The organism is Variovorax sp. 350MFTsu5.1 (assembly GCF_048302515.1).
GTDB classification, from domain to species: Bacteria; Pseudomonadota; Gammaproteobacteria; order Burkholderiales; family Burkholderiaceae_C; genus Variovorax; species Variovorax guangxiensis.
Map to the genome: position 1 here is coordinate 1621227 of NZ_CP157620.1, position 23550 is coordinate 1644776.

General features: G+C 67.9%; 21 protein-coding genes. 12 read left to right on the top strand and 9 right to left on the bottom strand.

The features are described 5' to 3' along the window. The first annotated feature begins 7 nt into the window (after positions 1–7). The 4 genes from ABL843_RS07045 (at position 8) to ABL843_RS07060 (ending at position 4753) form a co-directional block, all read left to right on the top strand. Positions 8–784, top strand: a complete 777-nt coding sequence (locus ABL843_RS07045; protein WP_418119415.1) for a spermidine synthase — start codon at positions 8–10, stop codon at positions 782–784. Between the two features lie 16 nt (positions 785–800). Next, entirely contained in the window at positions 801–2597 is a 1797-nt protein-coding gene (locus tag ABL843_RS07050) for a GspE/PulE family protein (RefSeq protein WP_126023099.1), read from the top strand. Positions 2598–2733: 136 nt separating this feature from the next. Beyond that, the gene (locus tag ABL843_RS07055) at positions 2734–3222 is read left to right on the top strand and encodes a tripartite tricarboxylate transporter TctB family protein (RefSeq protein ID WP_019654302.1); all 489 of its coding nucleotides are present in this window, start codon (positions 2734–2736) and stop codon (positions 3220–3222) included. 19 nt (positions 3223–3241) lie between these two features. Continuing rightward, positions 3242–4753, top strand: coding sequence for a tripartite tricarboxylate transporter permease (locus ABL843_RS07060; RefSeq protein WP_126023100.1), 1512 nt, complete (start codon positions 3242–3244; stop codon positions 4751–4753). Positions 4754–4946: 193 nt separating this feature from the next. Here ABL843_RS07060 and ABL843_RS07065 read toward each other — a convergent pair whose 3' ends face one another. Further along, a complete protein-coding gene (locus tag ABL843_RS07065; protein WP_418119416.1) occupies positions 4947–5873 on the bottom strand; it encodes a LysR family transcriptional regulator in 927 nt (308 codons plus the stop codon). 99 nt (positions 5874–5972) lie between these two features. Between ABL843_RS07065 and ABL843_RS07070 the strand changes: the two genes are divergently transcribed. The 5 genes from ABL843_RS07070 to ABL843_RS07090 all read left to right on the top strand — a co-directional run bounded on the left by ABL843_RS07070 (position 5973) and on the right by ABL843_RS07090 (position 12302). Beyond that, positions 5973–6944, top strand: a complete 972-nt coding sequence (locus ABL843_RS07070; protein WP_126023102.1) for a Bug family tripartite tricarboxylate transporter substrate binding protein — start codon at positions 5973–5975, stop codon at positions 6942–6944. 131 nt (positions 6945–7075) lie between these two features. Further along, positions 7076–8689, top strand: coding sequence for a gamma-glutamyltransferase family protein (locus tag ABL843_RS07075; protein ID WP_418119417.1), 1614 nt, complete (start codon positions 7076–7078; stop codon positions 8687–8689). 40 nt (positions 8690–8729) lie between these two features. Beyond that, a complete protein-coding gene (locus ABL843_RS07080; RefSeq protein WP_369659370.1) occupies positions 8730–9686 on the top strand; it encodes a DMT family transporter in 957 nt (318 codons plus the stop codon). A gap of 37 nt (positions 9687–9723) precedes the next feature. Then, a complete protein-coding gene (locus ABL843_RS07085; RefSeq protein ID WP_418119418.1) occupies positions 9724–10515 on the top strand; it encodes an SDR family oxidoreductase in 792 nt (263 codons plus the stop codon). 32 nt (positions 10516–10547) lie between these two features. Then, positions 10548–12302 carry a DUF5672 family protein gene (locus ABL843_RS07090; RefSeq protein WP_418119419.1) on the top strand — a complete coding sequence of 585 codons (1755 nt, stop codon included), beginning with the start codon at positions 10548–10550 and terminating at the stop codon, positions 12300–12302. A gap of 9 nt (positions 12303–12311) precedes the next feature. Here ABL843_RS07090 and ABL843_RS07095 read toward each other — a convergent pair whose 3' ends face one another. Beyond that, positions 12312–13220 carry a DMT family transporter gene (locus ABL843_RS07095; protein WP_418119420.1) on the bottom strand — a complete coding sequence of 303 codons (909 nt, stop codon included), beginning with the start codon at positions 13218–13220 and terminating at the stop codon, positions 12312–12314. A gap of 117 nt (positions 13221–13337) precedes the next feature. Between ABL843_RS07095 and ABL843_RS07100 the strand changes: the two genes are divergently transcribed. The 3 genes from ABL843_RS07100 to ABL843_RS07110 all read left to right on the top strand — a co-directional run bounded on the left by ABL843_RS07100 (position 13338) and on the right by ABL843_RS07110 (position 16045). Next, positions 13338–14324 (top strand): quinone oxidoreductase family protein, encoded by a 987-nt coding sequence (locus tag ABL843_RS07100; RefSeq protein WP_126023107.1) that lies wholly within the window; start codon positions 13338–13340, stop codon positions 14322–14324. Between the two features lie 116 nt (positions 14325–14440). Further along, the gene (locus tag ABL843_RS07105) at positions 14441–14842 is read left to right on the top strand and encodes a response regulator (RefSeq protein WP_126023108.1); all 402 of its coding nucleotides are present in this window, start codon (positions 14441–14443) and stop codon (positions 14840–14842) included. Between the two features lie 192 nt (positions 14843–15034). Further along, positions 15035–16045: a bile acid:sodium symporter family protein gene (locus ABL843_RS07110; protein ID WP_418119421.1), complete on the top strand. Its 1011-nt coding sequence runs from the start codon at positions 15035–15037 to the stop codon at positions 16043–16045. A gap of 27 nt (positions 16046–16072) precedes the next feature. On the opposite strand, the gene ABL843_RS07115 is transcribed toward ABL843_RS07110, so the two are convergent. The 7 genes from ABL843_RS07115 to ABL843_RS07145 form a co-directional block, all read right to left on the bottom strand. After that, positions 16073–17734, bottom strand: coding sequence for a Na/Pi cotransporter family protein (locus ABL843_RS07115; RefSeq protein ID WP_418119422.1), 1662 nt, complete (start codon positions 17732–17734; stop codon positions 16073–16075). Between the two features lie 73 nt (positions 17735–17807). Next, positions 17808–18659, bottom strand: a complete 852-nt coding sequence (locus ABL843_RS07120; protein WP_184635282.1) for a phosphodiesterase — start codon at positions 18657–18659, stop codon at positions 17808–17810. Next, the gene (locus ABL843_RS07125; RefSeq protein WP_418119423.1) at positions 18656–19720 is read right to left on the bottom strand and encodes an ABC transporter ATP-binding protein; all 1065 of its coding nucleotides are present in this window, start codon (positions 19718–19720) and stop codon (positions 18656–18658) included. Before ABL843_RS07125 ends, ABL843_RS07120 begins: the two co-directional genes overlap by 4 nt. Continuing rightward, on the bottom strand, positions 19710–20510 hold the full coding sequence (locus ABL843_RS07130) for an ABC transporter permease (protein ID WP_418119424.1): 801 nt from the start codon (positions 20508–20510) through the stop codon (positions 19710–19712). Before ABL843_RS07130 ends, ABL843_RS07125 begins: the two co-directional genes overlap by 11 nt. Positions 20511–20520: 10 nt before the next feature. Further along, the gene (locus ABL843_RS07135) at positions 20521–21360 is read right to left on the bottom strand and encodes an ABC transporter permease (RefSeq protein WP_418119425.1); all 840 of its coding nucleotides are present in this window, start codon (positions 21358–21360) and stop codon (positions 20521–20523) included. A gap of 16 nt (positions 21361–21376) precedes the next feature. Further along, positions 21377–22387, bottom strand: coding sequence for an ABC transporter substrate-binding protein (locus ABL843_RS07140; RefSeq protein ID WP_418119426.1), 1011 nt, complete (start codon positions 22385–22387; stop codon positions 21377–21379). Between the two features lie 50 nt (positions 22388–22437). Continuing rightward, positions 22438–23472 (bottom strand): LacI family DNA-binding transcriptional regulator, encoded by a 1035-nt coding sequence (locus tag ABL843_RS07145; RefSeq protein ID WP_418119427.1) that lies wholly within the window; start codon positions 23470–23472, stop codon positions 22438–22440. Between the last annotated feature and the right edge of the window lie 78 nt (positions 23473–23550).

A 23550-nucleotide genomic window follows, 5' to 3' on the forward strand; every position in this document is an offset into this window, starting at 1 on the left:
TGCATCGATGGCATCGAGCAAAACTCCTGTTTCCCTCCCTGAAGTCAACTTTTCCGACTGGGGCGACATCCGCTATCTGCACCTGGGCACCGAATGGGTCCAGGGCTCGATGAAGCTCGATGCGCCCTTCGAGATCGAGCTCGAGTACGTGCAGCGCATGATGGCCTGGCTGCTCTTCGCCGACCCCAAGAGCGTGGCCGGCCGCCATGCCATGCAGCTCGGCCTGGGCGCGGCCACGCTGACCAAGTTCAGTCGCAAGATCCTGCGCATGCGCACCACCGCGATCGAGCTCAATCCGCAGGTGGTGTCGGCCTGCCGCGGCTGGTTCAAGCTGCCGCCGGACGATCCGAAGCTGCGCGTGGTGATCGCCGATGCCGCGGCCGAGATCCGCAAGCCCGATTGGCATGGAACGGTCGACGCGCTGCAGGTCGACCTGTACGACCACGAGGCCGCCGCGCCGGTGCTCGACAGCGAAGACTTCTATGCCGACTGCCGCGCGCTGCTCACGGAAGACGGCTGCATGACGGTCAATCTCTTCGGCCGCTCGTCGAGCTACGAGCGCAGCCTCGAGAAGATTTCCTCCGCCTTCGGCGCCGATGCCGTCTGGGCCTTCAAGCCGACGCGCGAAGGCAACACGGTGGTCCTCGCGCAGTGCACGCCGAGCCGCCCGAAGCGCGAGGCGCTTGCCGAGCGCGCCCAAACGATCCAGACTCGCTGGGGCTTGCCCGCACCCAAATGGCTGCGGGTCTTCAAGCCGCAGAATCCGACACTCACCCGAACCTGAACACGACCCACGGCACATGAGCGCTGTACCCGCTGCTTCCGCCCCCGCCCCGCTGGCCGCGCGCCACGAAGGCCCGCTCGACCTGCGCCGCCTGATCGAATGGCTCGCCGCCGATGGCGTGATTTCCCCGCACGAGGCCAAGCGCACCATCGCCCGCTGCGCACAGGCCGAGAGCCGCCAGGCGCCGCTGGTGCGGCTGGCCAACGTCGCCATGACGCGCGAGAGCGACAACAAGCCGCTCGACCTCGAAATGCTCACGCAATGGCTCGCGGGCCGCGCGGGCCTTTCCTACCTGCGCATCGATCCGCTCAAGGTCGACGTGGGCAAGGTGGCCGACACCATGAGCGCCGCATATGCCGAGCGCCACAAGGTGCTGCCGGTGCAGGTGCTGCCCAACGAGGTGGTGGTGGCCACGGCCGAGCCCTTCCTCACCGACTGGATCGCCGAGGTCGAGCGCCAGGCGCGCCGCTCGGTGCGGCGCGTGGTCGCCAACCCGGCCGACATCCAGCGCTACACGGCCGAGTTCTTCGCGCTCGCGAAATCGGTGCGTGCCGCCCAGAAGGCCGGCGGCAACGCCAGCACCACGAGCTTCGAGCAGCTGGTGGAGCTCGGCAAGAGCAACAAACAGCTCGACGCCAACGACCAGAGCGTGGTGCAGGTGGTCGACTGGCTGTGGCAGTACGCCTTCGACCAGCGCGCGAGCGACATCCACCTGGAGCCGCGCCGCGAGCAGGGCGTGATCCGTTTCCGCATCGACGGCATCCTGCATCCGGCCTACCAGATGCCCATGGGCGTGATGAACGCGATGGTCGCGCGCATCAAGCTGCTGGGTCGCATGGACGTGGTCGAGAAGCGCCGTCCGCTGGACGGCCGCATCAAGACCCGCAACATGCGCGGCGACGAGATCGAAATGCGCCTGTCGACGCTGCCGACCGCCTTCGGCGAGAAGATGGTGATGCGGATCTTCGACCCCGACACCGCGGTGAAGGACCTCGACGCGCTGGGCTTCGCGCAGCACGACGCGCAGCGCTGGGAACAGCTCGTCACGCGCCCCAACGGCATCATCCTGGTGACCGGGCCCACGGGCTCGGGCAAGACCACCACGCTGTACTCCACCCTCAAGCGCGTGGCGACGGAAGAGGTCAACGTGAGCACGGTGGAGGACCCGATCGAAATGATCGAGACCTCCTTCAACCAGACGCAGGTGCAGCCGCAGCTCGACTTCGGATTCACCGAGGGCCTGCGCGCGCTGATGCGGCAGGACCCGGACATCATCATGGTCGGCGAGATCCGCGACCTCGCCACCGCCGAGATGGCGGTGCAGGCCGCGCTCACCGGCCACCTCGTGTTCAGCACGCTGCACACCAACGACGCGCCGAGCGCCATCACGCGGCTGATGGAACTGGGCGTACCCTCGTACCTCATCAACGCCGTGATGCTGGGCGTGCTCGCCCAGCGCCTCGTGCGCACGCTGTGCCCCAACTGCAAGCAGCCCGACGACACCGTCACACGCGAGAAGCTCGAGGCCATCGTCAAGCCCTGGCAGATCACCGGCTCGGTGCGCGCCTACAAGCCGGTGGGCTGCGTCGACTGCCGCATGACCGGCTACATGGGCCGCATGGGGCTGTACGAACTGCTGAGCGTCAGCGAGCCGTTCAAGAGCCAGGTCACGAAGGAGCCCAACCTCGCCGGGCTGCGCCGCCAGGCCGTGATCGACGGCATGCGGCCACTGCGGCTGGCCGGCGCGCTGCGCGTGGCCGAGGGCGTGACCACCATCGAAGAGGTGCTGAGCGCCACGCCTCCGCTGGAATGATCTGCCCCGGTTCCAGCCCCGGGAGCGACTGATGCTCCCGGGTTATCCCTAAGACTTTGGTTAGTGGAATCCACATCGGCCTGACCGGAAGCTGACTCGACAATCCCGCATCGAAATTTGTTCGAGGAGACTGTTCGTGAAGATCAAGAGTCAGAAAGACTTTTTCTCGGGTCTGATGTTCACGGTGGTGGGCGTGGCGTTCGCATGGGGCGCCACCACCTACACCGTGGGCACCGGGGCCCGGATGGGACCGGGTTACTTCCCGTTGATGCTCGGCATCCTGATGGCCCTCATCGGCCTCGGGATCATGTTCACCGGGCTCAGCGTCGAGACCACCGACGGCGAGAAGATCGGCAAGTGGGCCTGGAAGCAGGTGGTGTTCATTCTCGGCGCCAACCTCGCCTTCGGCGTGCTGCTCGGCGGCCTGCCGAGCATCGGCGTTCCGGCCATGGGCATGATCATCGCCATCTACGCGCTGGTCATCATCTCCAGCCTCGCGGGCCACGAGTTCAAGCTGCCTAGCGTGCTGATCCTGGCCACCGTGCTGGCCGTCGGCAGCTACGTCGCCTTCATCTGGGCGCTCAAGCTCCAGATCCAGGTCTGGCCGACCTTCATCACCGGTTGAGAAGAAAGCCGACCACATCATGGAATTGTTTGAACACCTCTCGATGGGTTTTGGCGTTGCCTTTACCTTCACCAACCTGCTGTACTGCCTGATCGGCTGCATCCTGGGCACGCTGATCGGCGTGCTCCCGGGCATCGGCCCCGTCGCGACCATCGCGATGCTGCTGCCGGCCACGTACGCGCTGCCGCCCGTGTCGGCGCTGATCATGCTGGCCGGCATCTACTACGGCGCCCAGTACGGCGGCTCCACCACGGCCATTCTGGTCAACCTGCCGGGCGAATCCTCGTCGGTGGTGACCGTGATCGACGGCTACCAGATGGCGCGCAAGGGCCGTGCGGGTCCGGCGCTCGCCGCCGCCGGCCTGGGTTCGTTCTTCGCTGGCTGCGTCGGTACGCTGATCCTGGCCGCCTTCGCGCCGCCGCTGACCGAGCTGGCCTTCAAGTTCGGCCCCGCCGAATACTTCTCGCTGATGATCCTGGGCCTGATCGGCGCCGTGGTGCTGGCCTCGGGCTCGCTGCTCAAGGCCATCGCGATGATCGTGCTGGGCCTGCTGATGGGCCTGGTCGGCACCGACGTGAATTCGGGCGTGGCGCGCTACAGCTTCGACATTCCGGAGCTCACCGACGGCATCGGCTTCGTGGCCATCGCCATGGGCGTGTTCGGCTACGGCGAAATCATCGCGAACCTCTCGCGCCCGGACGACGAGCGTGAAGTGTTCACCGCCAAGGTTTCGGGCCTGTTCCCGACCAAGGACGACTTCAAGCGCATGATTCCCGCGGTGCTGCGCGGCACTGCGCTGGGCTCGGCACTGGGCATCCTGCCCGGCGGCGGTGCGCTGCTGGCTGCCTTCGCTGCCTACACGATCGAGAAGAAGACCAAGCTGAAGGCGGGCGAAGTTCCCTTCGGCAAGGGCAACATCCGCGGCGTGGCGGCTCCCGAGTCGGCCAACAACGCAGGCGCGCAGACCTCCTTCATCCCGCTGCTGACGCTTGGCATTCCGCCCAACGCGGTGATGGCGCTGATGGTGGGTGCGATGACCATCCACAACATCCAGCCGGGCCCGCAGGTGATGACCAGCAACCCCGAGCTGTTCTGGGGCCTGATCGCCTCGATGTGGCTGGGCAACGCGATGCTCATCATCCTGAACCTGCCGCTGATCGGCATGTGGATCAAGCTGCTGTCGGTGCCCTACAAGTACCTGTTCCCGGCCATCGTTCTGTTCTGCGCGATCGGGGTGTACTCGACCAACAACAACACCTTCGACATCTGGATGGTGGGCATCTTCGGCCTGGTGGGCTACACCTTCTTCAAGCTGGGTTGCGAGCCTGCGCCGCTGCTGCTGGGCTTCATCCTCGGGCCGATGATGGAAGAGAACCTGCGCCGTTCGCTGCTGCTGTCGCGTGGCGACTGGAGCGTGTTCGTGACGCGCCCGATCTCGGCTAGCCTGCTGGCTGCCGCGGCCCTGCTGCTGATCATCGTGCTGCTGCCGGCCGTGAAGTCGAAGCGCGAAGAGGCCTTCGTCGAAGACTGATCCTTTACGCTCTGCACGACGGCGCCTTCGGGCGCCGTTTTTGTTTTGGGGGAGAGGATTCGGACAGCCGAACGCAGAAGTCGCGAAAGTTTCGCAGAGGTCGCAGAAGGAAGACCGAAGAAGTTTTCATGGTTTCTTCCGCGACCTTCGCGTGATTTTTGTATTTCTTCTGCGTTCGGCTGTCCGCTCCCCTTCAGAGCTTGCCCGCGCGCGGCGGCTTCATGTGCTGCCGCGCCATCGCCAGGAAGGCCATCGCCGCCGGGCTCAGCGGATGCTTGGCCAGCCGGATGGCGACCACCGGGTACTCCAGCACGGGCCGCGTCACGCTCACGGCGCGAAGGTTGCCGGGCATCAGCACTTCCACATAGCGCGGCGCCAGCGCCACGCCCGCGCCGGCCTGTATGAGGCCGAAGGCGGTGGACAGCATCGAGACGTGGTGCACCACCTGCGGATACACGTTGGCCACGCTCGCCAGCTGGCGGCTCACGGCGCGCCACACGTTGGCGTCGGGGTTCACGTGAATGAAGGGCAGCCCCTCCAGATGTCTGGCCTCGACCGATTCGTGCTGGGCCAGCGGATGGTCGTCGCGCACGAAAAGGGCCATGCGCTCGGTGAAAAGCGGCTCGGTCGCCAGCTCGGAATGCTTCTGGCCAATGTCGGAGCCGAAGCCCAGGTCGGCCTCCTGCGAGAGCACGCGCGAAATCATCTGCTCGGCCGTGCTGTCGAGCAGCGTGGCCGCGAGCGTGGGGTGCTTCTGCGAGAAGCGGCCCAGCAGCGGCGGCAGCAGGGCGCCCGCGGTCAGGTGGCCCACGGCCAGCACGATGCGGCCTTCGCGCAGCTGCGACTGGGAGCGGCAGGCGCCGACCGAGTCGTCGATCAGCCGCAGCGCGCGAACGGCGGTGTCGACCATCATCTGGCCCGCGTTGGTCATGCGGATGCGGCGCCCGCGCACCACCAGCGGCTGCGCCAGTTCTTCCTCGAGCCGCTTGATCAGGTGGCTGATGGCGGGCTGGGTGAGCTGCAGGGCCTCGGCCGCCAGCGTGAAGCTGCCGGTTTCGGCCACCGCCGCCAGCGCCCGCAGCTGCTGCAGCGAGATCTCTTCGGCTGGGGCTCGTGTCATAAACGGCATTGATAGTTGAATAAGCCGAATTATCTGGCTTGATGCGCCAGCGGTGCATAGCATGCTCGGTTCCCACTGGCACAGAATTCTTTCCCGCACATGAAACGCCTCCAGTTCATCCAGGTGCTCGCCGTCGCGCTCGGCATGGCCGCCTCGTCCGCCAGCCTGGCGCAGGGCTATCCGAACAAGCCGATCCGGCTGATCGTTCCGTTCCCGGCCGCGGGCGCCACCGACCTCTTCGCCCGCACGCTGGGGCAGAAGATGGGCGACAAGCTGGGCACCACGCTGGTGGTGGACAACAAGCCCGGCGCCGGCGGCGCCATCGGCTCCGACCAGGCCGCCAAGGCCGCGCCCGACGGCTACACCATCCTGCTGGCCACCACGAGCACGCACGCCATCGGCCCCGCGATCAGCAAGCTGCCCTACGACACGGTGCGCGACTTCACGCCGATCGCGCACGTGGGCGACGCGGCCAGCATCATGCTGGTGCCGGTCAATTCGCCCGCGAAGACGGTGCGCGAGTGGATCGACTATGCGAAGAAGAACCCCGGCAAGCTCAACTACGCATCGAGCGGCAACGGCACCATCGTGCAGCTCACGGCGGAGCTCTTCAAGGCGCAGGCCGGCGTGTTCGTCACGCACATTCCCTACAAGGGCACGGCGCTGGCCATTCCCGACCTGATCAGCGGCAAGGTCGATGTCCTGTTCGACTCGCTGCCCACCGGCATGCCGCACGTGCGCGACGGCCGCCTGCGCGCGCTGGGCGTCACTTCGCTCAAGCGCAGCCCACTGGCGCCAGAGCTGCCGCCCATCGCCGACACGCTGCCGGGCTACGAGTCGAACACCTGGTTCGGCTTCTACGGTCCGAAGAACCTGCCGGCGGACATCGTCGCGAAGATCAACAAGGCCGCCAACGACGCGCTGGCCGACCCCGAGGTCAAGGAAAAGCTCGCGCGCCTGGGCATCGAGCCCGCCGTGCCGGGCACGCCGGACCAGTTCGCGAAGATGGTCGCGACCGATGCGGCCAAGTGGAAGAAGATCGTCGTGGAACGCAAGATCACCAACGAGTGACAGGCTCGCCCCCAGTCTTCGCGCACTCCGTGTCGCTTCGCCAACCCCCTGCCGGGGGCAACACCAGAGGCCCGGCAAAGCCGGTTCCTCGGTGTTTCCCGAATTGTTCACGCCATCCTTGAAAGCACGGTATGAAGTTCGATTACGCCAATCCCTATCTCTCCACGCGCATCCCGATCTTCGCGCGCAACGTGGTGTCGACCTCGCACCCGCTGGCTTCGCAGGCCGGCCTGCGCATCCTGCAGCAGGGCGGCAACGCGGTCGACGCGGCCATCGCCACCGCCGCCGTGATGACGCTGGTCGAGCCCGTGAGCAACGGCCTGGGCAGCGATGCCTTCTGCATCCTGTGGGACGGCAAGGAACTGCACGGCCTCAACGCCTCGGGCCCCGCGCCCAAGGCCTGGACGCCCGAATACTTCAAGGCCAAGTACGGCGCCGATGCCGCCACGCCGCCGATGCGCGGCATCGACTCGGTCACGGTGCCGGGCGCGGTGCGCGGCTGGGTGGCGCTGAGCGAGCGCTTCGGCAAGCTGCCCTTTGCCGACCTGCTGGCGCCGGCCATCGACATCGCCGAGCGCGGCTACCTCGTGCCGCCGGTGGTGCAGGGCAAGTGGGCCGCGGCCACGCCGATCCTGCAGTCGCAGCCGGGCTTCGCCCAGACCTTCCTGCCCTGGGGACGCGCGCCCGAAGTGGGCGAGATGTTCCGCTTCACGGCCGCCGCACGTGCACTGAAGGCCATCGCCCGCACCAAGGGCGAGGCCTACTACAACGGCGAGATCGCCGAGGCGCTGGCCAAGTTCTCCGCCGAGCAGGGCGGCGCGCTCACCGTGGCCGACCTCGCGGCCTACCAGCCCGAGTGGGTCAAGCCCATCTCGCGCGACTACCGCGGCCACACGCTGCACGAGATCCCGCCGAACGGCCAGGGCATCGCGGCGCTGATCGCGCTGGGCATCCTGGAGAAGTTCGACATCGCCTCGCTGCCGGTCGACTCGGTGCAGTCGCAGCACCTGCAGATCGAGGCCATGAAGCTGGCCTTCGCCGACGTGTACCGCTACGTGTCGGAGCGCAAGACCATGGAAGTGACGACCGAGCAGATGCTCGACGACGCCTACCTCGCGTCGCGCGCGCGCCTCATCGACCTGAAGAAGGCGCAGGACTTCAAGGCCGGCAACCCGGTGAAGGGCGGGACCATCTACCTCACGGCGGCGGACGAGAGCGGCATGATGGTGAGCTTCATCCAGAGCAACTACATGGGCTTCGGCTCGGGTTGCGTGGAGCCCGAGTACGGCATCAGCCTGCAGAACCGCGGCCACGGCTTCAGCCTGAAGGCGGAGAGCCCGAACGTGGTGGCGCCGGGCAAGCGGCCGTTCCACACCATCATCCCGGCCTTCCTCACCAAGGACGGCCAGCCGGTCATGAGCTTCGGCGTGATGGGCGGCAACATGCAGCCGCAGGGCCACATGCAGACGCTGGTGCGCATGCTCGACTACAAGCAGAACCCGCAGGCCGCCTGCGACGCGCCGCGCTGGCGCTTCAACGCGGGGCTGGAGATCAACGTCGAGGCCGCGATGAACCCGGCCACGGTGCAGGGCCTGCGCGAGCTGGGCCATCACCTGGAAGTGATCGAAGACTCGTACCAGGACTTCGGCGCCGGCCAGTTCATCTGGCGCGCGGGCGAACCCTCGGTGGAAGGCTACGTGGCCGCCAGCGACCCGCGCCGCGACGGCGTGGCGGCGGGGTACTGAGCGCAAGCCAGGGGTTTGCGCTTGCCGCGATGATCGGGGGATGAACAAGACAGCCGCGTCGGCAGGCATCTCCCCCGCACCTCCCCGCGATGCCGCCAGGAAAGGCATCGCCACCGGCCTCGTGCTGGCCACGCTGGGCGCCATCGCGTTCAGCGGCAAGGCCATCATCGTCAAGCTCGCGTACCGCTACGGCGTGGACGCGGTCACGCTCATCATGCTGCGCATGCTGTTCGCGCTGCCGCTCTTCGCGCTGATGGCATGGTGGGCCGGGCGCGGCAAGCCCGCGCTCACCGGGCGCGACTGGATCGGCGTGATCGGCCTGGGCTTCTCGGGCTACTACCTCGCGAGCTTCCTCGACTTTGCCGGGCTGGCCTACATCTCGGCCAGCTTCGAGCGGCTGATCCTCTACCTCAACCCCACGCTGGTGCTGTTCTTCGGATGGCTGCTCTACCGGCGCCATCCGACGCGCCCGCAGGTGCTGGGCATGGTCGTGAGCTATGCCGGCGTGCTGCTGGTGTTCGGCCACGAACTCTGGACCGGCGGCGGCGGCAAGGGCGGCGGCGCGGCGGCCTGGGGTGCCTTCCTGGTGTTCCTGAGCGCGGTGAGCTACGCGGGCTACCTCGTCTACAGCGGCGAGTTCGTCAAGCGCCTGGGGTCGCTCAGGCTCGTGGGGCTGGCGACCACGGTGGCCTGCGTGCTGTGCATATTGCAATTCGTGCTGACACGGCCGATGAGCGCGGCGATGGCGGTGGCGCCGGAGGTGATCTGGCTTTCTGTGCTCAACGCCACGCTGTGCACGGCGGTGCCGGTGCTGATGGTGATGATGGCCATCGAGCGCATCGGCCCCGCGATGGCGGCCCAGACCGGCATGATCGGGCCGCTGTCGACCATCCTCATGGGGGTGGTCATACTTGGCGAGCCGTTCACGCCGTGGATCGCGGCGGGTACCGTGCTCGTGATCGCGGGCATTTTCGTTTTCACGCGCAAGGGGCGCTGAAGCCCTTGGCGCCTTTTGTTTTCACTGGAGCAAGAACATGGATCTGGGTATTGCAGGCAAGACCGCGCTGGTGTGCGGCGCGAGCAAAGGGCTGGGCTACGGCTGCGCCGAGGCGCTGGTGCGCGAGGGCGTGAACGTGGTGATCGTGGCGCGCGGCGCCGAGGCGCTGGAAGCCGCCGCGAAGAAGCTGGCCGAGGCGGCTGGTGCCTCGGGTCCCTTCGTCAAGCATGTGGCCGCAGACATCACCACCGAGGCCGGCCGCGCCGCGGTGTTCGCGCTGGGCCATGACTTCGACATCGTCGTCACCAACGCCGGCGGCCCGCCGCCCGGCGACTTCCGCAACTGGGACCGCGAGGCATGGATCAAGGCGGTCGACGCCAACATGCTCACGCCCATCGAGCTCATCAAGGCCACGGTGGACGGCATGGCGAAGCGCGGCTACGGCCGCATCGTGAACATCACGTCGAGCTCGGTGAAGTCGCCCATCGACATCCTGGGCCTGTCGAACGGCGCGCGCAGCGGCCTCACCGGCTTCGTGGCCGGCGTGGCGCGCACGGCGGTGGCGGCGCAGGGCGTGACCATCAACAACCTGCTGCCGGGCTCCTTCGACACCGACCGCCTCAAGGGCACGATGGCCGGCGCCGCGCAGAAGTCGGGCCAGGACTTCGACACCGTGTGGGAAGCCCGCAAGAAGAACATCCCGGCCAAGCGCTTCGGCACGCCGGCGGAGTTCGGTGCCATCTGCGCGTTCCTGTGCAGCATGCAGGCCGGCTACATGACCGGCCAGAACATCCTGGCCGACGGCGGCGCCTACCCCGGCACCTACTGAGCGCGGTTCACGAGAGCGGCGGGAGGCGCATCGTGAGCAGGGAGTCATTCGAAGAAATAACGCTGGTCTCGGTCACCGGCCTGCCCGACGCGCGCGGCGCGGCGCTGGCGCTGCGGCACAGCCAGGCGCAGATGCCCGGCGCCCGCGCGCTGCTGTGCAGCCCGAAGGCGCCCGACGACCTGCCGCCCGGCATCGAGCATCTGCCGATCGAACCGCTGAACTACCACGAGTACAGCTGGTTCATGATGTTCGCGCTCTGGCGCGTGGTGCAGACCGAGTTCGCGCTCGTGGTGCAGGAAGACGGCTGGGTCGTCAACGCCGCCAACTGGAGCGACGAGTTCCTGGACTGCGACTACATCGGCGCGCCCATCCACCTCGCGAAGATCGACGCCCCCCAAGGCACCTGGTGGCGCAACCGTTTCGAGTGGGCCGACGAGCTCGGCAAGCCCGGCCACGTCGTCACGCCGATACAGAACGGCGGCTTCAGCCTGCGCAGCCGGCGCTTCATGCGCGCGCTGGTGGACCATCCGCAGATCCGCGTGGAGATCCCGCCGCCCGATGCGGTCGGCGGCGAGCCGCTGGGGATGCACTGGAACCACAACGCGCTGCTGGAGGACGTGCAGCTCAGCGGCGTGCTGCGTCCCGCGCTCGAAGTCGTAGGCATGCGCTTCGCGCCGCTGGAGCTGGCGCGCGGCTTCGCCATCGAGCATGCGGGACCGCAGCTGCACCATGGCTACGACGCGATGCGGCTCTTCGGGCATCACGCGAAAGTGCGGCAGCTCGCGAGCCTGTCGCCGCTCACGCTGCGCTCGCTTATTCCGCTGTCGCAGCTCGACGGCTGGTATGGCGAGCGCGACATCCTTCAGATGTTCGAGCGCAACGGCTACCGCATCGAGTTCGCGCAGGAGCCCGAGGCGACTGTGGCAGCAGTGCCCGCTCGCAGGGTCTACGACTGCATCACCTACAACGGCGAGGCCGACATCCTCGCGGCGCGGCTGCACGAGCTGTCGGATGTGGTCGATTGCTTCGTCATCGTCGAGGCCGACCGCACCTTCAGCGGCGAGCCGAAGGCCCTGCGCTTCGACGCCGCCGACCCGCGCATCGCGGCTTTCCTGCCGCGCATCCGCTACATCGCGGTGCACGACATGCCGGTGGTCGACGAGGCAGCCGATGCCGCGGCGGTGGTGGGCGACTGGCATTCCGACACGCCGAAATCCGGCTTCTGGATACGCGAGAAATTCCAGCGCAATCAGGTCATGCGAGGCCTGCACGATGCGGCGGCGCACGACCTCGTGATGGTGTCTGACGCGGACGAGATCCCGCGCGCCGAGATCGTCCGCGCAATGCGCGACGACCGGCGGCACGATGTGTTCGGCCTGTGCCTGGCCTTCTACTATTTCTACGCGAACTACCGCAACGTCGAGGGGCCCGAGGCGTCTTCGGTGTGGACGGTGGCGGCCACGCGCGCAACGCTGGACAGGCTCACGCCCGACCAGCTTCGCATGCGCGTGCGCAGCGGCGCGCAGCCGGCGCTGATCCTGGCGGATGCCGGCTGGCACTTCTCGTACCTTGCGATGAGCGAGGACGCGGTGCGCGCCAAGATCCGGGGCTTCGCGCACCAGGAATACAACTCCCAGGCCTTTCTCGATGCCATTGACATTCCCGCGCTGCTGGCCTCCGGGCGCGATCTCTACGACCGCCCGGGCTATGCCTGGCGCGTGGTGGACAAGGTCCAGGCGCCGCGCTGGATGCGCGAGCAGGCCGACCTGGCGCGGCTCTTCGCCTGAGGGCTGCGCTCAGCGGCGCGACGCGACCACGATCCCGCCCACGATCAGCAGGAACGCCGCGCCGTGATACCAGTGCGGCGGCTCCCGCAGGAAGGCCGCCGACAGCACCGCCGCGAACAGCGGCGTGAGGTTCATGAAGATGCTCGCCGCCTGCGGCCCCGCGCGCTGCACGCCGGTGCCCCAGCAGCGGTACGCCACCACGGCCGGGCCGATGCCGATGAACAGCATCGCCGCGACCAGCGGCCAGCCGAGCTCGATGTGCGCGGGCGTCAGCGTCCATTCGCCGGCGGCCAGCGCGCCCGACCACGCGAGGCCGAACACCAGCTGCGCCATCAGGAACGCGGCCCAGTCCTTGCGCACGGCCGCGGGCTCGTGCGTGCGCGCCAGCAGCCAGCTGTAGAAGGCCCACGAGATGGTGCCCAGGATCATGTACAGATCGCCCGGCACCAGCCGCAGCCCAAGCAGTTGTTGCCATTCGCCGCGGCTGAGCACCAGCAGCACGCCCGCCATCGACAACAGGGCGCCGCCGATCTCGCGGCCGCTGATGCGCGCGCGGAAGAAGAGGGCGCCCACCGCCAGCATCCACAGCGGCAGGCTCGAGCCGACCAGCGTCACGTTGATGGGCGTGGAGGTCTGCAGCGCCAGGTACTGGAAGGCGTTGTACAGGCCGATGCCCAGCAGCCCGAGCACGGCGTAGCGCTTCCAGTGCGCCCACAGCGGGCTGTCGCGGCGCAGCACCTGCGCGGCCAGCGGCAGCAGGAGCACGAAGGCGATGACCCAGCGCACGAAGTTCAGCGTGAGCGGCGAGACCAGCTCCCGCACCAGCCGGCCGACCACGGCATTGCCGGCCCAGAGCAGCGGAGGAACGACGAGAAGGAAGACGGTGAGGGGAGCGAGGCGCTGCGGCTGTGTCTGCATGGCCGCCGACTCTACCGGGCAATGATTCCCCGCGCCGTCGCCGGAAGCTCAAACATGGCAGGATGCCTTCCCTTCTCTTTCCCCTTCCTTCCTTTCCAGAGCGTGGAGACCGCAACGATGAAGAGCAAAGCCGTCCGTATCGACCGCCATGGCGGTCCCGAAGAACTGAAGATCGTCGAGGTGGATGTCGGCGAGCCCGGCCCGGGCGAGATCCGCATCCGCCACAAGGCCGTGGGCCTGAACTTCATCGACACCTACCAGCGCAGCGGGCTCTACCCGTTCCAGATGCCGCTGCAGCTCGGCATGGAGGCCTCGGGCGTGGTCGAGGCGGTGGGCGAGGGCGTCACGCACCTGAAGGCGGGCGACCGCGCCGCCTATGCCAGCCAGCCGCCCGGCGCCTACAGCGAGCTGCGCGTGATGCCGGCGAAGAACGTCTGCAAGCTGCCCGACGACATTTCCTTCGAGACCGGCGCGGCCATGATGCTCAAGGGCCTGACCACGCAGTACCTGCTGAAGAAGACGCTGCCGGCCGAAGGCCTGCAGGCCGGCGACTTCATCGTGTTCCACGCGGCTGCGGGCGGGGTCGGGCTGATCGCCTGCCAGTGGGCCAAGGCGCTGGGCCTGCAGCTGATCGGCACGGCCGGCAGCGACGCCAAGTGCAAGCTCGCGCTGGAGCACGGCGCGGCCCACGCCATCAACTACAGCACCGAGAACTTCGCGGCGCGCGTGAAGGAGATCACCGGCGGCAAGGGCGTGAAGGTGGTGTACGACTCGGTGGGCAAGGACACCTTCGAGGGTTCCATCGACTGCCTGCGCCCGTTCGGCCTGCTGGCGATCTTCGGCAACGGCTCGGGCCCGGTGCCGCCGGTCAACCTCGGCGTGCTGGCCTCCAAGGGCTCGCTCTACATCACCCGGCCCACGCTCTTCACCCACATGGCCACGCGCGAGAGCACGCAGGCGATGGCCGACGACCTGTTCGCGGTGGTGCGCAGCGGTGCGGTGAAGATCCCGATCGACCAACGCTACCCGCTGGCCGACGTGCAGCAGGCGCACCGCGACCTGGAAGCGCGCAAGACCACGGGCTGCACGATCCTCACGCTCTGACTCCGGGGCAGCAGGGCGCGCCGGTCTTGTCCTACCGGCGCAGGGGTGTCATGCCTTCGACTTGTGCCACGAGCAATTTGTAGCCTGTGGATACAGCACAGAGGCAAGCACTCCCAATGACCACCGTTCGCACCTTCATCGTCGAGGACAACCCCACCATCCGCCGCAACCTCGCGGGCACGCTGCGGGAGGTGGCAAGGGTCGAGCCGGTGGGCGAGGCGGAAACCGAGGCCGAGGGTTCGCGATGGCTCTCGGGCAACCTTTCGCAATGGGACCTGGCCATCGTCGACCTGTTCCTGAAGGACGGTACCGGCTTTCGCGTGCTGGAAGCCTGCCGCAACCGCAGCCCCGCACAGAAGATCGTGGTGCTCAGCAACTACGCCACGCCCGACATGCGGCGCAAGTGCGTCCACCTGGGCGCCGACGCGGTGTTCGACAAGGCCACCGAGATCGACGACCTGATCGACTACTGCCAGCGCCGTCGTCAGGCGCAGTTCAGTTCGAGCGCGGCACACTGAAGCGCCGTGGTGGGGCATTCCCGGGCTGCCCGGCAGCGATGCCGGAACTGACCGAAAATCACCCCTTGAAGGCGCGAGGAGCACGCGCCGGGCTCCGCAAAGTGGCGACCAGATTCATGCGCGGAAATCACAAATTCCCCTGCTGAGTCGGCCTGCGCGCCTGCAACGCGCGGCGTTCGTCCAGGTTGCAACATGTCCCGCCCCCGTTTTCTTCCCGACAACTTCACCCTCGCGCTTCTCTCGGTCGTGACCCTCGCCAGCCTGCTGCCGGCCAGCGGGCAGCTTGCGCACTTCTTCGAGGGACTGACCACCGTGGCCATCGGCCTGCTGTTCTTCCTGCATGGGGCCAAGCTGTCGCGCGAGGCGATCGTCAACGGGCTCATGCACTGGCGGCTGCATCTGCTGGTGTTCGGCAGCACCTTCGTGCTGTTCCCGGTGCTCGGGCTGGTGCTCAAGCCATTCCTGCTGCCGCTGGTGACGCCCGAGCTCTACACCGGCGTGCTGTACCTGTGCGTGCTGCCGGCCACGGTGCAGTCGGCCATCGCCTTCACCGCGATGGCCCGGGGCAACATGCCCGCGGCCATCTGCAGCGCATCGGCCTCCACCCTGCTGGGCGTTTTCATCACGCCGGTGCTGGTCAATCTGGTGGTGCTGCCCAGCGGCGGCCATGCGGCTTCTTCCTCGCTGGATTCCATCGGCCGCATCCTGCTGCAGCTGATGGTGCCCTTCGCGGCGGGCCACCTGCTGCGGCCGCTGGTCGGCAAGTGGATCCAGCGCCGCGCCGCGGTGCTGAAGTTCGTCGACCAGGGCTCGATCCTGCTGGTGGTCTACACCGCCTTCAGCGCGGCCGTCATCGAGGGGCTGTGGAAGCAGGTGCCGGCGCATGCGCTGGTCGGCCTGCTGGTGGTGTGCGCGGTGGTGCTGGGCCTGGCGCTGAGCCTCACGACCCTGCTGGCGCGCAAGCTGGGCTTCGACACGGAAGACGAGATCACCATCGTCTTCTGCGGATCCAAGAAGAGCCTGGCCAGCGGCATCCCGATGGCGAAGGTGCTCTTCGCCTCGCACGCGGTGGGCGCGATCGTGCTGCCGCTGATGCTGTTCCACCAGATGCAGCTGATGGTCTGCGCGGTGCTGGCGCAGCGCTACGCGCGGCGCGGGCGTGACGAGACTTCGGTGCTGAAGACGGCCGAGCAGGCCAAGTAAGAAAGCAGCCGGGAGTCGGGAGGGCGCTCAGCCCTCGATCTTCCCCAGCCGCGATTCCCTCAGCCGGCTGGGCGCCAGCGCCCCGGCCGACTCCAGGATCGGATACGCGATCGAGCAGATGTGCGAGTTGATGCGCTTCAGGTCGCTGATCAGGTCGATGTGCAGCGAGCTGGTCTCGATGCTCAGCGTGGTGCGGTCCGACAGCCGGTCGAGGTGGGTGGTGGCGTAGGCCCGTTCCAGGTCGCGAAAGCGCGCCTTTTCTTCCAGCAGCTTCTGCGCGTCGCGCACGTTGCCGTTGAGGAACACGCTCATGCTCAGCCGCAGGTTGGCCACCAGCCGGCCGTGCAGCTCGACGATCTCGGCCATGCCGGCTTCGGAGAAGTTGCGCTGCGGTTTGATCTTCTTGTCTTCCACGTCGATGATTACGCGCTCGATGATGTCGCCGATCTGCTCCATGTTGATCGTGAAGCTGATGATGTCGGTCCAGCGGCGGCTTTCCTCCTCGCCCAGCGCCTCGCGCGAGATGCGTGTCATGTAGTACTTGATCGCCGAGTAGAGCTGGTCCACCGTGTCGTCGAGCTGGCGCAGCTCCTGCGCCAGACGCAGGTCGTTGTGGCGGATCACGTCGAGCACGCCGATCAGCATGGTCTCCACCACGTCGGCCTGGTGCAGCGCCTCGCGCGCGGCGTTCGAAATGGCGAGCGAGGGCGTCGACAGCGCCGAGGGGTCCAGGTGATGTGGCCGCGTGGAGCCCGCCGGTTGCTGCGGCTGGGGCAGCATGTGCGTCACCAGTCTTGCGACCAGCTGGGTGAGGCCGATGAAGCCCACGCTGATCACAACATTGAATGCCAGGTGGAACAGCACCACGCCGTGCGTCTGGTTCGGCAACTCGGGCTGCACGTAGCGGATCCACAGGCCGACGAAGGGCGCCACGATGGCCACGCCCAGCGCCTTGAAGAGCAGGTTGCCGATGGTCACCTGCCGCACCGATACCGCCGACTTGGCCGTGGTCAGCACCGCCAGCAGGCCGCTGCCCAGGTTGGCGCCGAGCACCAGCCCGAGCGCCACGTCCAGTGGCACCACGTTCGAGGTGGCCATGGCCGCCACCAGCAGCACCACCGCCAGGCTCGAATAGGCCACGATGGCCAGCACCGAGCCGATGGTGATCTCCAGCAGCACGTCGCTGTTGATCGACGCGAGCAATGCGCGGATGGCTGGCGAGGAGAAGAGCGGTTCGGTGGCTTCCACCACCAGTTGCAGCGCCAGCAGCATCAGGCCCAGCCCGATCAGCACCCGGCCGACGCGCCCCGCCACGGTGGCCGAGCGCGTGATGAAGAGCACCACCCCCACGAAGATGAACATCGGCGAGAGCCACGAAAGGTCTGCCGAGAACAGCACCGAGATCAGCGCCGTGCCCACGTCTGCGCCCCGCATCACCGCCAGCGCGGCTGGCAGCGTGACCAGGCCCTGTCCGACGAAGGACGAGGTCATGAGCGAGGTGGCGGTGCTCGACTGCACCAGCGCCGTCACGCCAATGCCCGAGAGGGCGGCCGTGAAGCGGTTGCGCATGCTCTGTACGAGGATCTTGCGCAGGTTGGCGCCGAACACGCGAAGAACACCGGTTCGGACCAGGTGCGTGCCCCAGACCAGCAGGGCCACCGCCGCCAGCAGATTCAGGAGGTGCTTCATGGAGGTCGGGTTCTATCCTTTCTTTTCGTTTTGCTTCGTTTCGACCCCATTTTCCACAAGTGAGCGCTCAGGGCTAGTCGATCAGCGCTCCGTTGTCGTGGAAGGGGTAAGGCCCCTCGAAGCTGCCCGAGGCGGCCAGATGGGTAACGAGCCTGCGCCCGCGCGCGGACCAGGCGTGCACCCGGAACGAGGGCGGCTCCAGCGTCCAGGCCGAGTCGGCGTCGGGCGCCAGGTCGAGGCAGACCTGATGGGCCTGCGCCGGAGAGGTCGAGGCGATGGTGCCGCCGAAACGCACGTCGATGGCCCGGTGCAGGTGGCCACAGATGATGCGCTCGACGTTCGGATAGCGCGAGACCAGGGCTTCGAGAGCTTCGGCGCCTTCCAGCAGGCCGATCTCGTCCATGTGGCCGATCAGCGTCTCGAAGGGCGGATGGTGCATGGCGATGACGACCGGCTCGCCGCGGCAGGCGTCCAACTGCGCTTCGAGCCAGGCCAGACGCTTCTCGCACAGCGCGCCGTGGCTGGCGCGGGGCACGCAGGTGTCGAGCGTGAGCAGCCGCAGCGCGCCGATGCGCACCGAATACTGGATGAAGCCGCCGTCTTCCGCGCCCAGGTAGGTGTGGCCAGGAAAGCTGCGGCGCAGCTGGTCGCGGTCGTCGTGGTTGCCGGGCATAAGGTAGACCGGCATGGTCAGCGGGGCCAGCAGGCGGGCGAGGTGCTCGTACTCGGCGGCGCGGCCGAAGTCGGTCAGGTCGCCGGTGACGACCACCGCGTCGGGCTGCTGGCGCAGCGCGAGCACCGACTGCACCGCGCGCTCCAGGTACGGAGCCGTGTCGATGCGGCCGTAGGCCAGCCGGCCCGGCTCGCGGATGTGCAGATCGGTGAGCTGGACCAGGATGGTGTTGGCGGTTTCTGTCGTCGTCATGCGATGGTTTCTTCCTGCGACGTCATCAGGCGCTCGGGCTGGATGCGGAGCCCCACCGTGTCGCCCGGCCCGAAGGGATTGTCGCGCCCCACGTCGGCCACCAGCATGGGCTGGTCCTGCGCGCGCAGGTGCAACTGCACGCGGTCGCCGAGGAAGGTGCGGCGCTCGACAACAGCCGCGCCCCAGTCGAGCTGGGGCGTGCCGACCTCGATGTCCTCGGGCCGCACCAGCAGGGTCGCATGGCTGCGCCACGCCTGCGGGCAGGGCAGGGTCGTTCCTCCGAGTCGGACAACGCCCTGGGCGATGGCGTCCTGCCCGCGCTCCAGCCGGTTGACCCGGCCCAGGAACTCGGCCACGAAGGGATGCGAGGGCGCGCGGTACAGGTCCTCGCCACGGCCCACCTGCACGATGCGGCCGGCGCGCATCACCGCGAGCCGGTCGGCGATGGCCAGCGCCTCCTGCTGGTCGTGCGTGACGTGGATGGCCGTGATGTGCAGGCGGCGCAGCAGCTCGGCGAGTTCGTCGCGCAGCGACTCCTTGAGCTTGGCGTCGAGCGCGGCCAGCGGCTCGTCGAGCAGCAGCACGCGCGGGCGCACCGCCACCGCGCGCGCCAGGGCCACGCGCTGGCGCTGGCCGCCGGAAAGCTCCGAAGGGCGCTTGTTCTCCAGGCCGCCCAGCCGCACCAGGTCGACCAGCTCGCCGACGCTGCGCTTCTCTTCATCGGGCGACACGCCCCGGATGCGCAGGCCATAGCCGATGTTGGCCGCCACGGTCATCTGCGGAAAGAGCGCATAGCTCTGGAACACCATGCCCACGCCGCGATGCTCCACGGGGCGCTGCGTGACGTCCTGGTCGCCGAACACGATGCGGCTGCCCGCGTCGGGCGATTCCAGCCCGGCGATCAGCCGCAGCAGCGTGGTCTTGCCGCAGCCCGAGGGGCCGAGCAGCGCCAGCACCTCGCCGGCCTCCACGCGCAGGCTGGTGGGCTGCAGGCCGCGCGTGCCGTCGGCATAGGTCTTCGCGCAGTTGGCGATGTCGATGGGGATTCGTTCAAGTTCCATGGCGCTTCTGAATCAGGTTGGCAAGGTACTGCAGGCCCCACAGCACCGGGAGGATGACGGCGAAGAAGACCAGCGTGTAGGCCGACCCGATCTCGATGCGCATCGAGGCGTAGCTGTCGGCCAGGCCCACGGGCAGCGTGCGGGTGAGCGGCGTGTGCAGCATCCAGGTGAGGTTGAACTCGCCCACCGAGAGCGTGAACACCATCAGGCTGCCGGCCACGATGGCCGGGAACACCGCGGGCACGAGGATGCCCATGAAGCGCTGGCGGAAGTTCGCGCCCAGCGAGCGCGCGGCCTCCTCGAGCGCGAGCAGGTCGTCGCGCTGGAAGGCCGAGCTCACCGTGCGCACCATGAAGGGCAGCGTGAAGACGATGTGGCCCACGAGGATGAAGGCGAAGCTCTGGCGGAAGGCCGTGAGCTGGCCGTAGGCGAGGATCAGCGCGAGCGCCGTGGCCAGCCCCGGCACCGCGACCGGCAGCGTCAGCAGTTCCTCGAAGATGCGCGCCGCGCGCGAGCGGCTGCGCGCCAGCGCGTAGGCGCAGGGCACGCCCAGCAGCACCGTGCCGGCGACGCAGGCAGCGGCCAGCGCGAGCGACCAGCCCACGGTGCCGCCGTAGTTCTCCCATACCTCGGACAGCCAGCGCAGCGTGAGGCCGCTCTTCAGGCCAGCGCTGTAGTTGTTGACCAGCCCGGCCATCACCGACAGCAGCATGGGGGCGATCATGAAGAGGCTCACGATCGCCGTCACTGCGAACAGGAACGGAGCCTTCGGTTGAGTGTTCTTGCGCATGGTGCGGGCCTCAGCGTGCGACGGGGTTCGCACCGAAGCGGCGCGCCACGAACAGCACCAGCCAAGTCACGACGCCCAGCGCGATCGACAGCGACGCGGCCAGTGCGAAGTTGGCGTAGTTGGTGAACTCGTTGTAGATGGTGATCGGGATCACCTCGAACTTGCTCGCCAGCGTGAAAGCGGTGCCGAAGGCGCCCATCGAGGTGGCGAACAGGATCGCGCCGCAGGCCAGCGTGGTGGGCGCCAGCTCGGGCATCCACACGTCGCGCGCCACGCGCAGCCGCGAGGCGCCCAGCGAACGCGCGGCCTCTTCCAGCTGCGTGTTCATCGATTCGGCCGCCACCGCGTAGGTGGCGATGGCGCGCGGCAGCGAGAAATACAGGTACGCCAGGAACAGCCCGAGCAGGCCGTAGGCGAAGGTGATGCGCTCGCCGAAGAGGCTGTCGCTGATGCTGGCGACCACGCCCTGTCGCCCGCCGAGCAGGATCACGAAGAAGCCGATGATCACGCCCGGGAACGACAGCGGCAGCGTGAGCAGCGACAGCAGCACGCGCTTGCCCACGAAGGCGCGGCGCGCGAGGTAGATGCCCACGGCCGCGCCCAGCACCAGCGTGGCCAGCGTCACGGCGACCGAGAGCACCACGGTGTTGACCATGCTCGCGAGGTAGCGCGCGTCGGTCAGCACCGCGAAGTAGGTGGCCCAGCCCTTGCCGGCGGGCAATGCCATCAGGCGCACCACCGGCAGCAGCCAGAAGGCCGCGAAGAAGGCGGCCGCGGGCGCGACGCAGGCCAGCAGGCGCCAGCGCGGGTTCCAGGCGCTGGATGCGTTGGAGAGAGTGGCTTGCGTCATCGCACGCGGCGTCCGCTCAGCGGACTTCCTTCAGGTACTCGTCGGAGAAGGCCTTCTGCGCGGCGGCCATGCGGCCGTAGTCCACGCTCTTGGCGCGGGCGTACTCGCTGGCGGGCAGGAACTGGGCCTCGATGTCCTTGGGCATGGCGCTGGCGCGCACCGGGCGCAGGTAGGCCTTGGCCCAGATCGCCTGGCCTTCGTCGGACAGGGTGAAGTCGAGCACCTTCTTCGCGTCGGCCGCGTGCGGGGCCTTGGCGACCAGGCTCATCACGTAGGGCACGGCCAGCGTGCCTTCGCTCGGAATGACGAAGGCGACGTTGGCCTTGTCCTTGTACTTCGCGCGGTAGGCATTGAAGTCGTAGTCGAGCAGGATCGCGATCTCGCCCGAGAGCACGCGCGCATAGGAGGTCTGCTTCGGCACGATGGGCTCGTTCTTCTGCAGCGCCTTGAAGTAGTCGATGGCCGGCTTGAAGTTGTCGAGCGTGCCGCCGCGCGCTTCGTTCACCGCGACCGCGCCGACGTAGCCGACGAAGGCCGAGGCCGGGTCGAGGTAGCCGATCAGGCCCTTGTACTCGGGCTTGAGCAGGTCGGCCCACGACTTCGGCACCGGCTTGCCCTTGAGCGCGTCGACGTTGACCATGAAGCCCAGGGTGCCCGAGTGGATGGTGAACCAGTTGCCGGCCGGGTCCTTCAGGCCGTCGGGAATGTCTTTCCATGCGGCGGGCTTGTAGGGCTCGACCAGGCCGTCCTTGGCGGCCTGCACGGCGAAGGTCACGCCGAGGTAGGTGACGTCGGCCACGGGGCTGGCCTTCTCGGCTGCCAGCTGCGCGAGCGACTGGCCCGAGTTCTTGTTGTCGGGCGGCACGGTGACGCCGGTCTTGGCCTTGATGGCCTTGAGCTGCGTGCCCCAGTCGGCCCATTCGGTCGGGCAGTTGTAGCAGATGGCGGTCTGCGCCATGACGCTGCCGGCGACGAGCGTGGCGGCGAGCAGGCCGAGGCGGGCCAGGCGGTGGATGCGTAGGGACATGATCGGAAGCTCCTTGGATGGATGTAGGTGCAGGCAGGGAACGGGGAAGGTCAGGAAATCGCGGCGTTGTTGTCGTCGTTGTTTTCGTTCTCGTGCACCGAGGCGCACGACTCGCCGTCTCGGAATGAATGGGCAAGCAGCAGGCTCGCGTCGGCCTGCAGCGCGGCGCCGCTGGCCATGGCCTGGATCAGCAGCTCGACGCTGTGGCGGCCGATGTCGCTGTTGGGCTGGGCGATGGTGGTGAGCGCGGGCGTGAGGTCTTCGCCGAGCGCGATGCCGTCGAAGCCGACCACGCTGAGGTCGCCCGGCACCGACAGGCCGCTGAGGTGCGCGGCGCGGATGCTGCGGATGGCCAGCAGGTCGTTGGAGCAGATCAGCGCGGTGGGCCGGTTGCGTGCCTGTAGCTGCTTCGAGAGCGCATCGACGGCCGTTTCGACGAACGGCACCTCGACGAGCGCGGGCGCCGGCAGGCCGGCTTCGGCCATGCCCCTGCGGTAGCCGCGATAGCGCTGCTGCGCGCGGTCGGAGGCGGCGAGCGTGCCGCTGACCATCGCGATGCGGCGGTGGCCCAGCAGCACGAGCCGCGCCACCGCGTCGGCCACGGCGCTTTCGCTGTCGACCGACACGCAGGGGTGCTCGGGATGACGGTTGTAGGCCAGCACGTAGGGCACGCCGGCCGCCTGCAGGCGGGGCAGGGCGGCCGAGGTCGAGGGGTTCGACACCACGAGGATCAGGCCGTCGACGCTGCCGGCCAGCAGCAGGTGCACGGCGCGCTCCTCTTCGTCGATCCGGTAGCCGGTGGTGACCGGGATGATCGCGTAGCCCCCTGCGATGGCCGCGCGCGCGATGCCCTGCAGGCATTCGGCGAAGGTCGGGTTCAGCAGGGTGGGAAGCACCACGCCGAGCACGCGGCTGCGCTGGGTGCGCAGGGTGCGAGCGCTGGCGTTCGGCACGTAGTTGAGTTCGCGCGCCACGCGTTCCACCAGCTCGCGCGTGGCGAGCGTCACCTTGTCCGGAAAGTTGAAAGCGCGCGAGACGGTGGCCACCGAGACCCCGGCTTTGGCTGCAACGGCTTGGATGCTCATCGTGCGGTGTTCATGTAATCGATTACATTGAACCGCGGCAGTATGACTTTGTTATGACATCGGGAGAAAGCGGGAAAA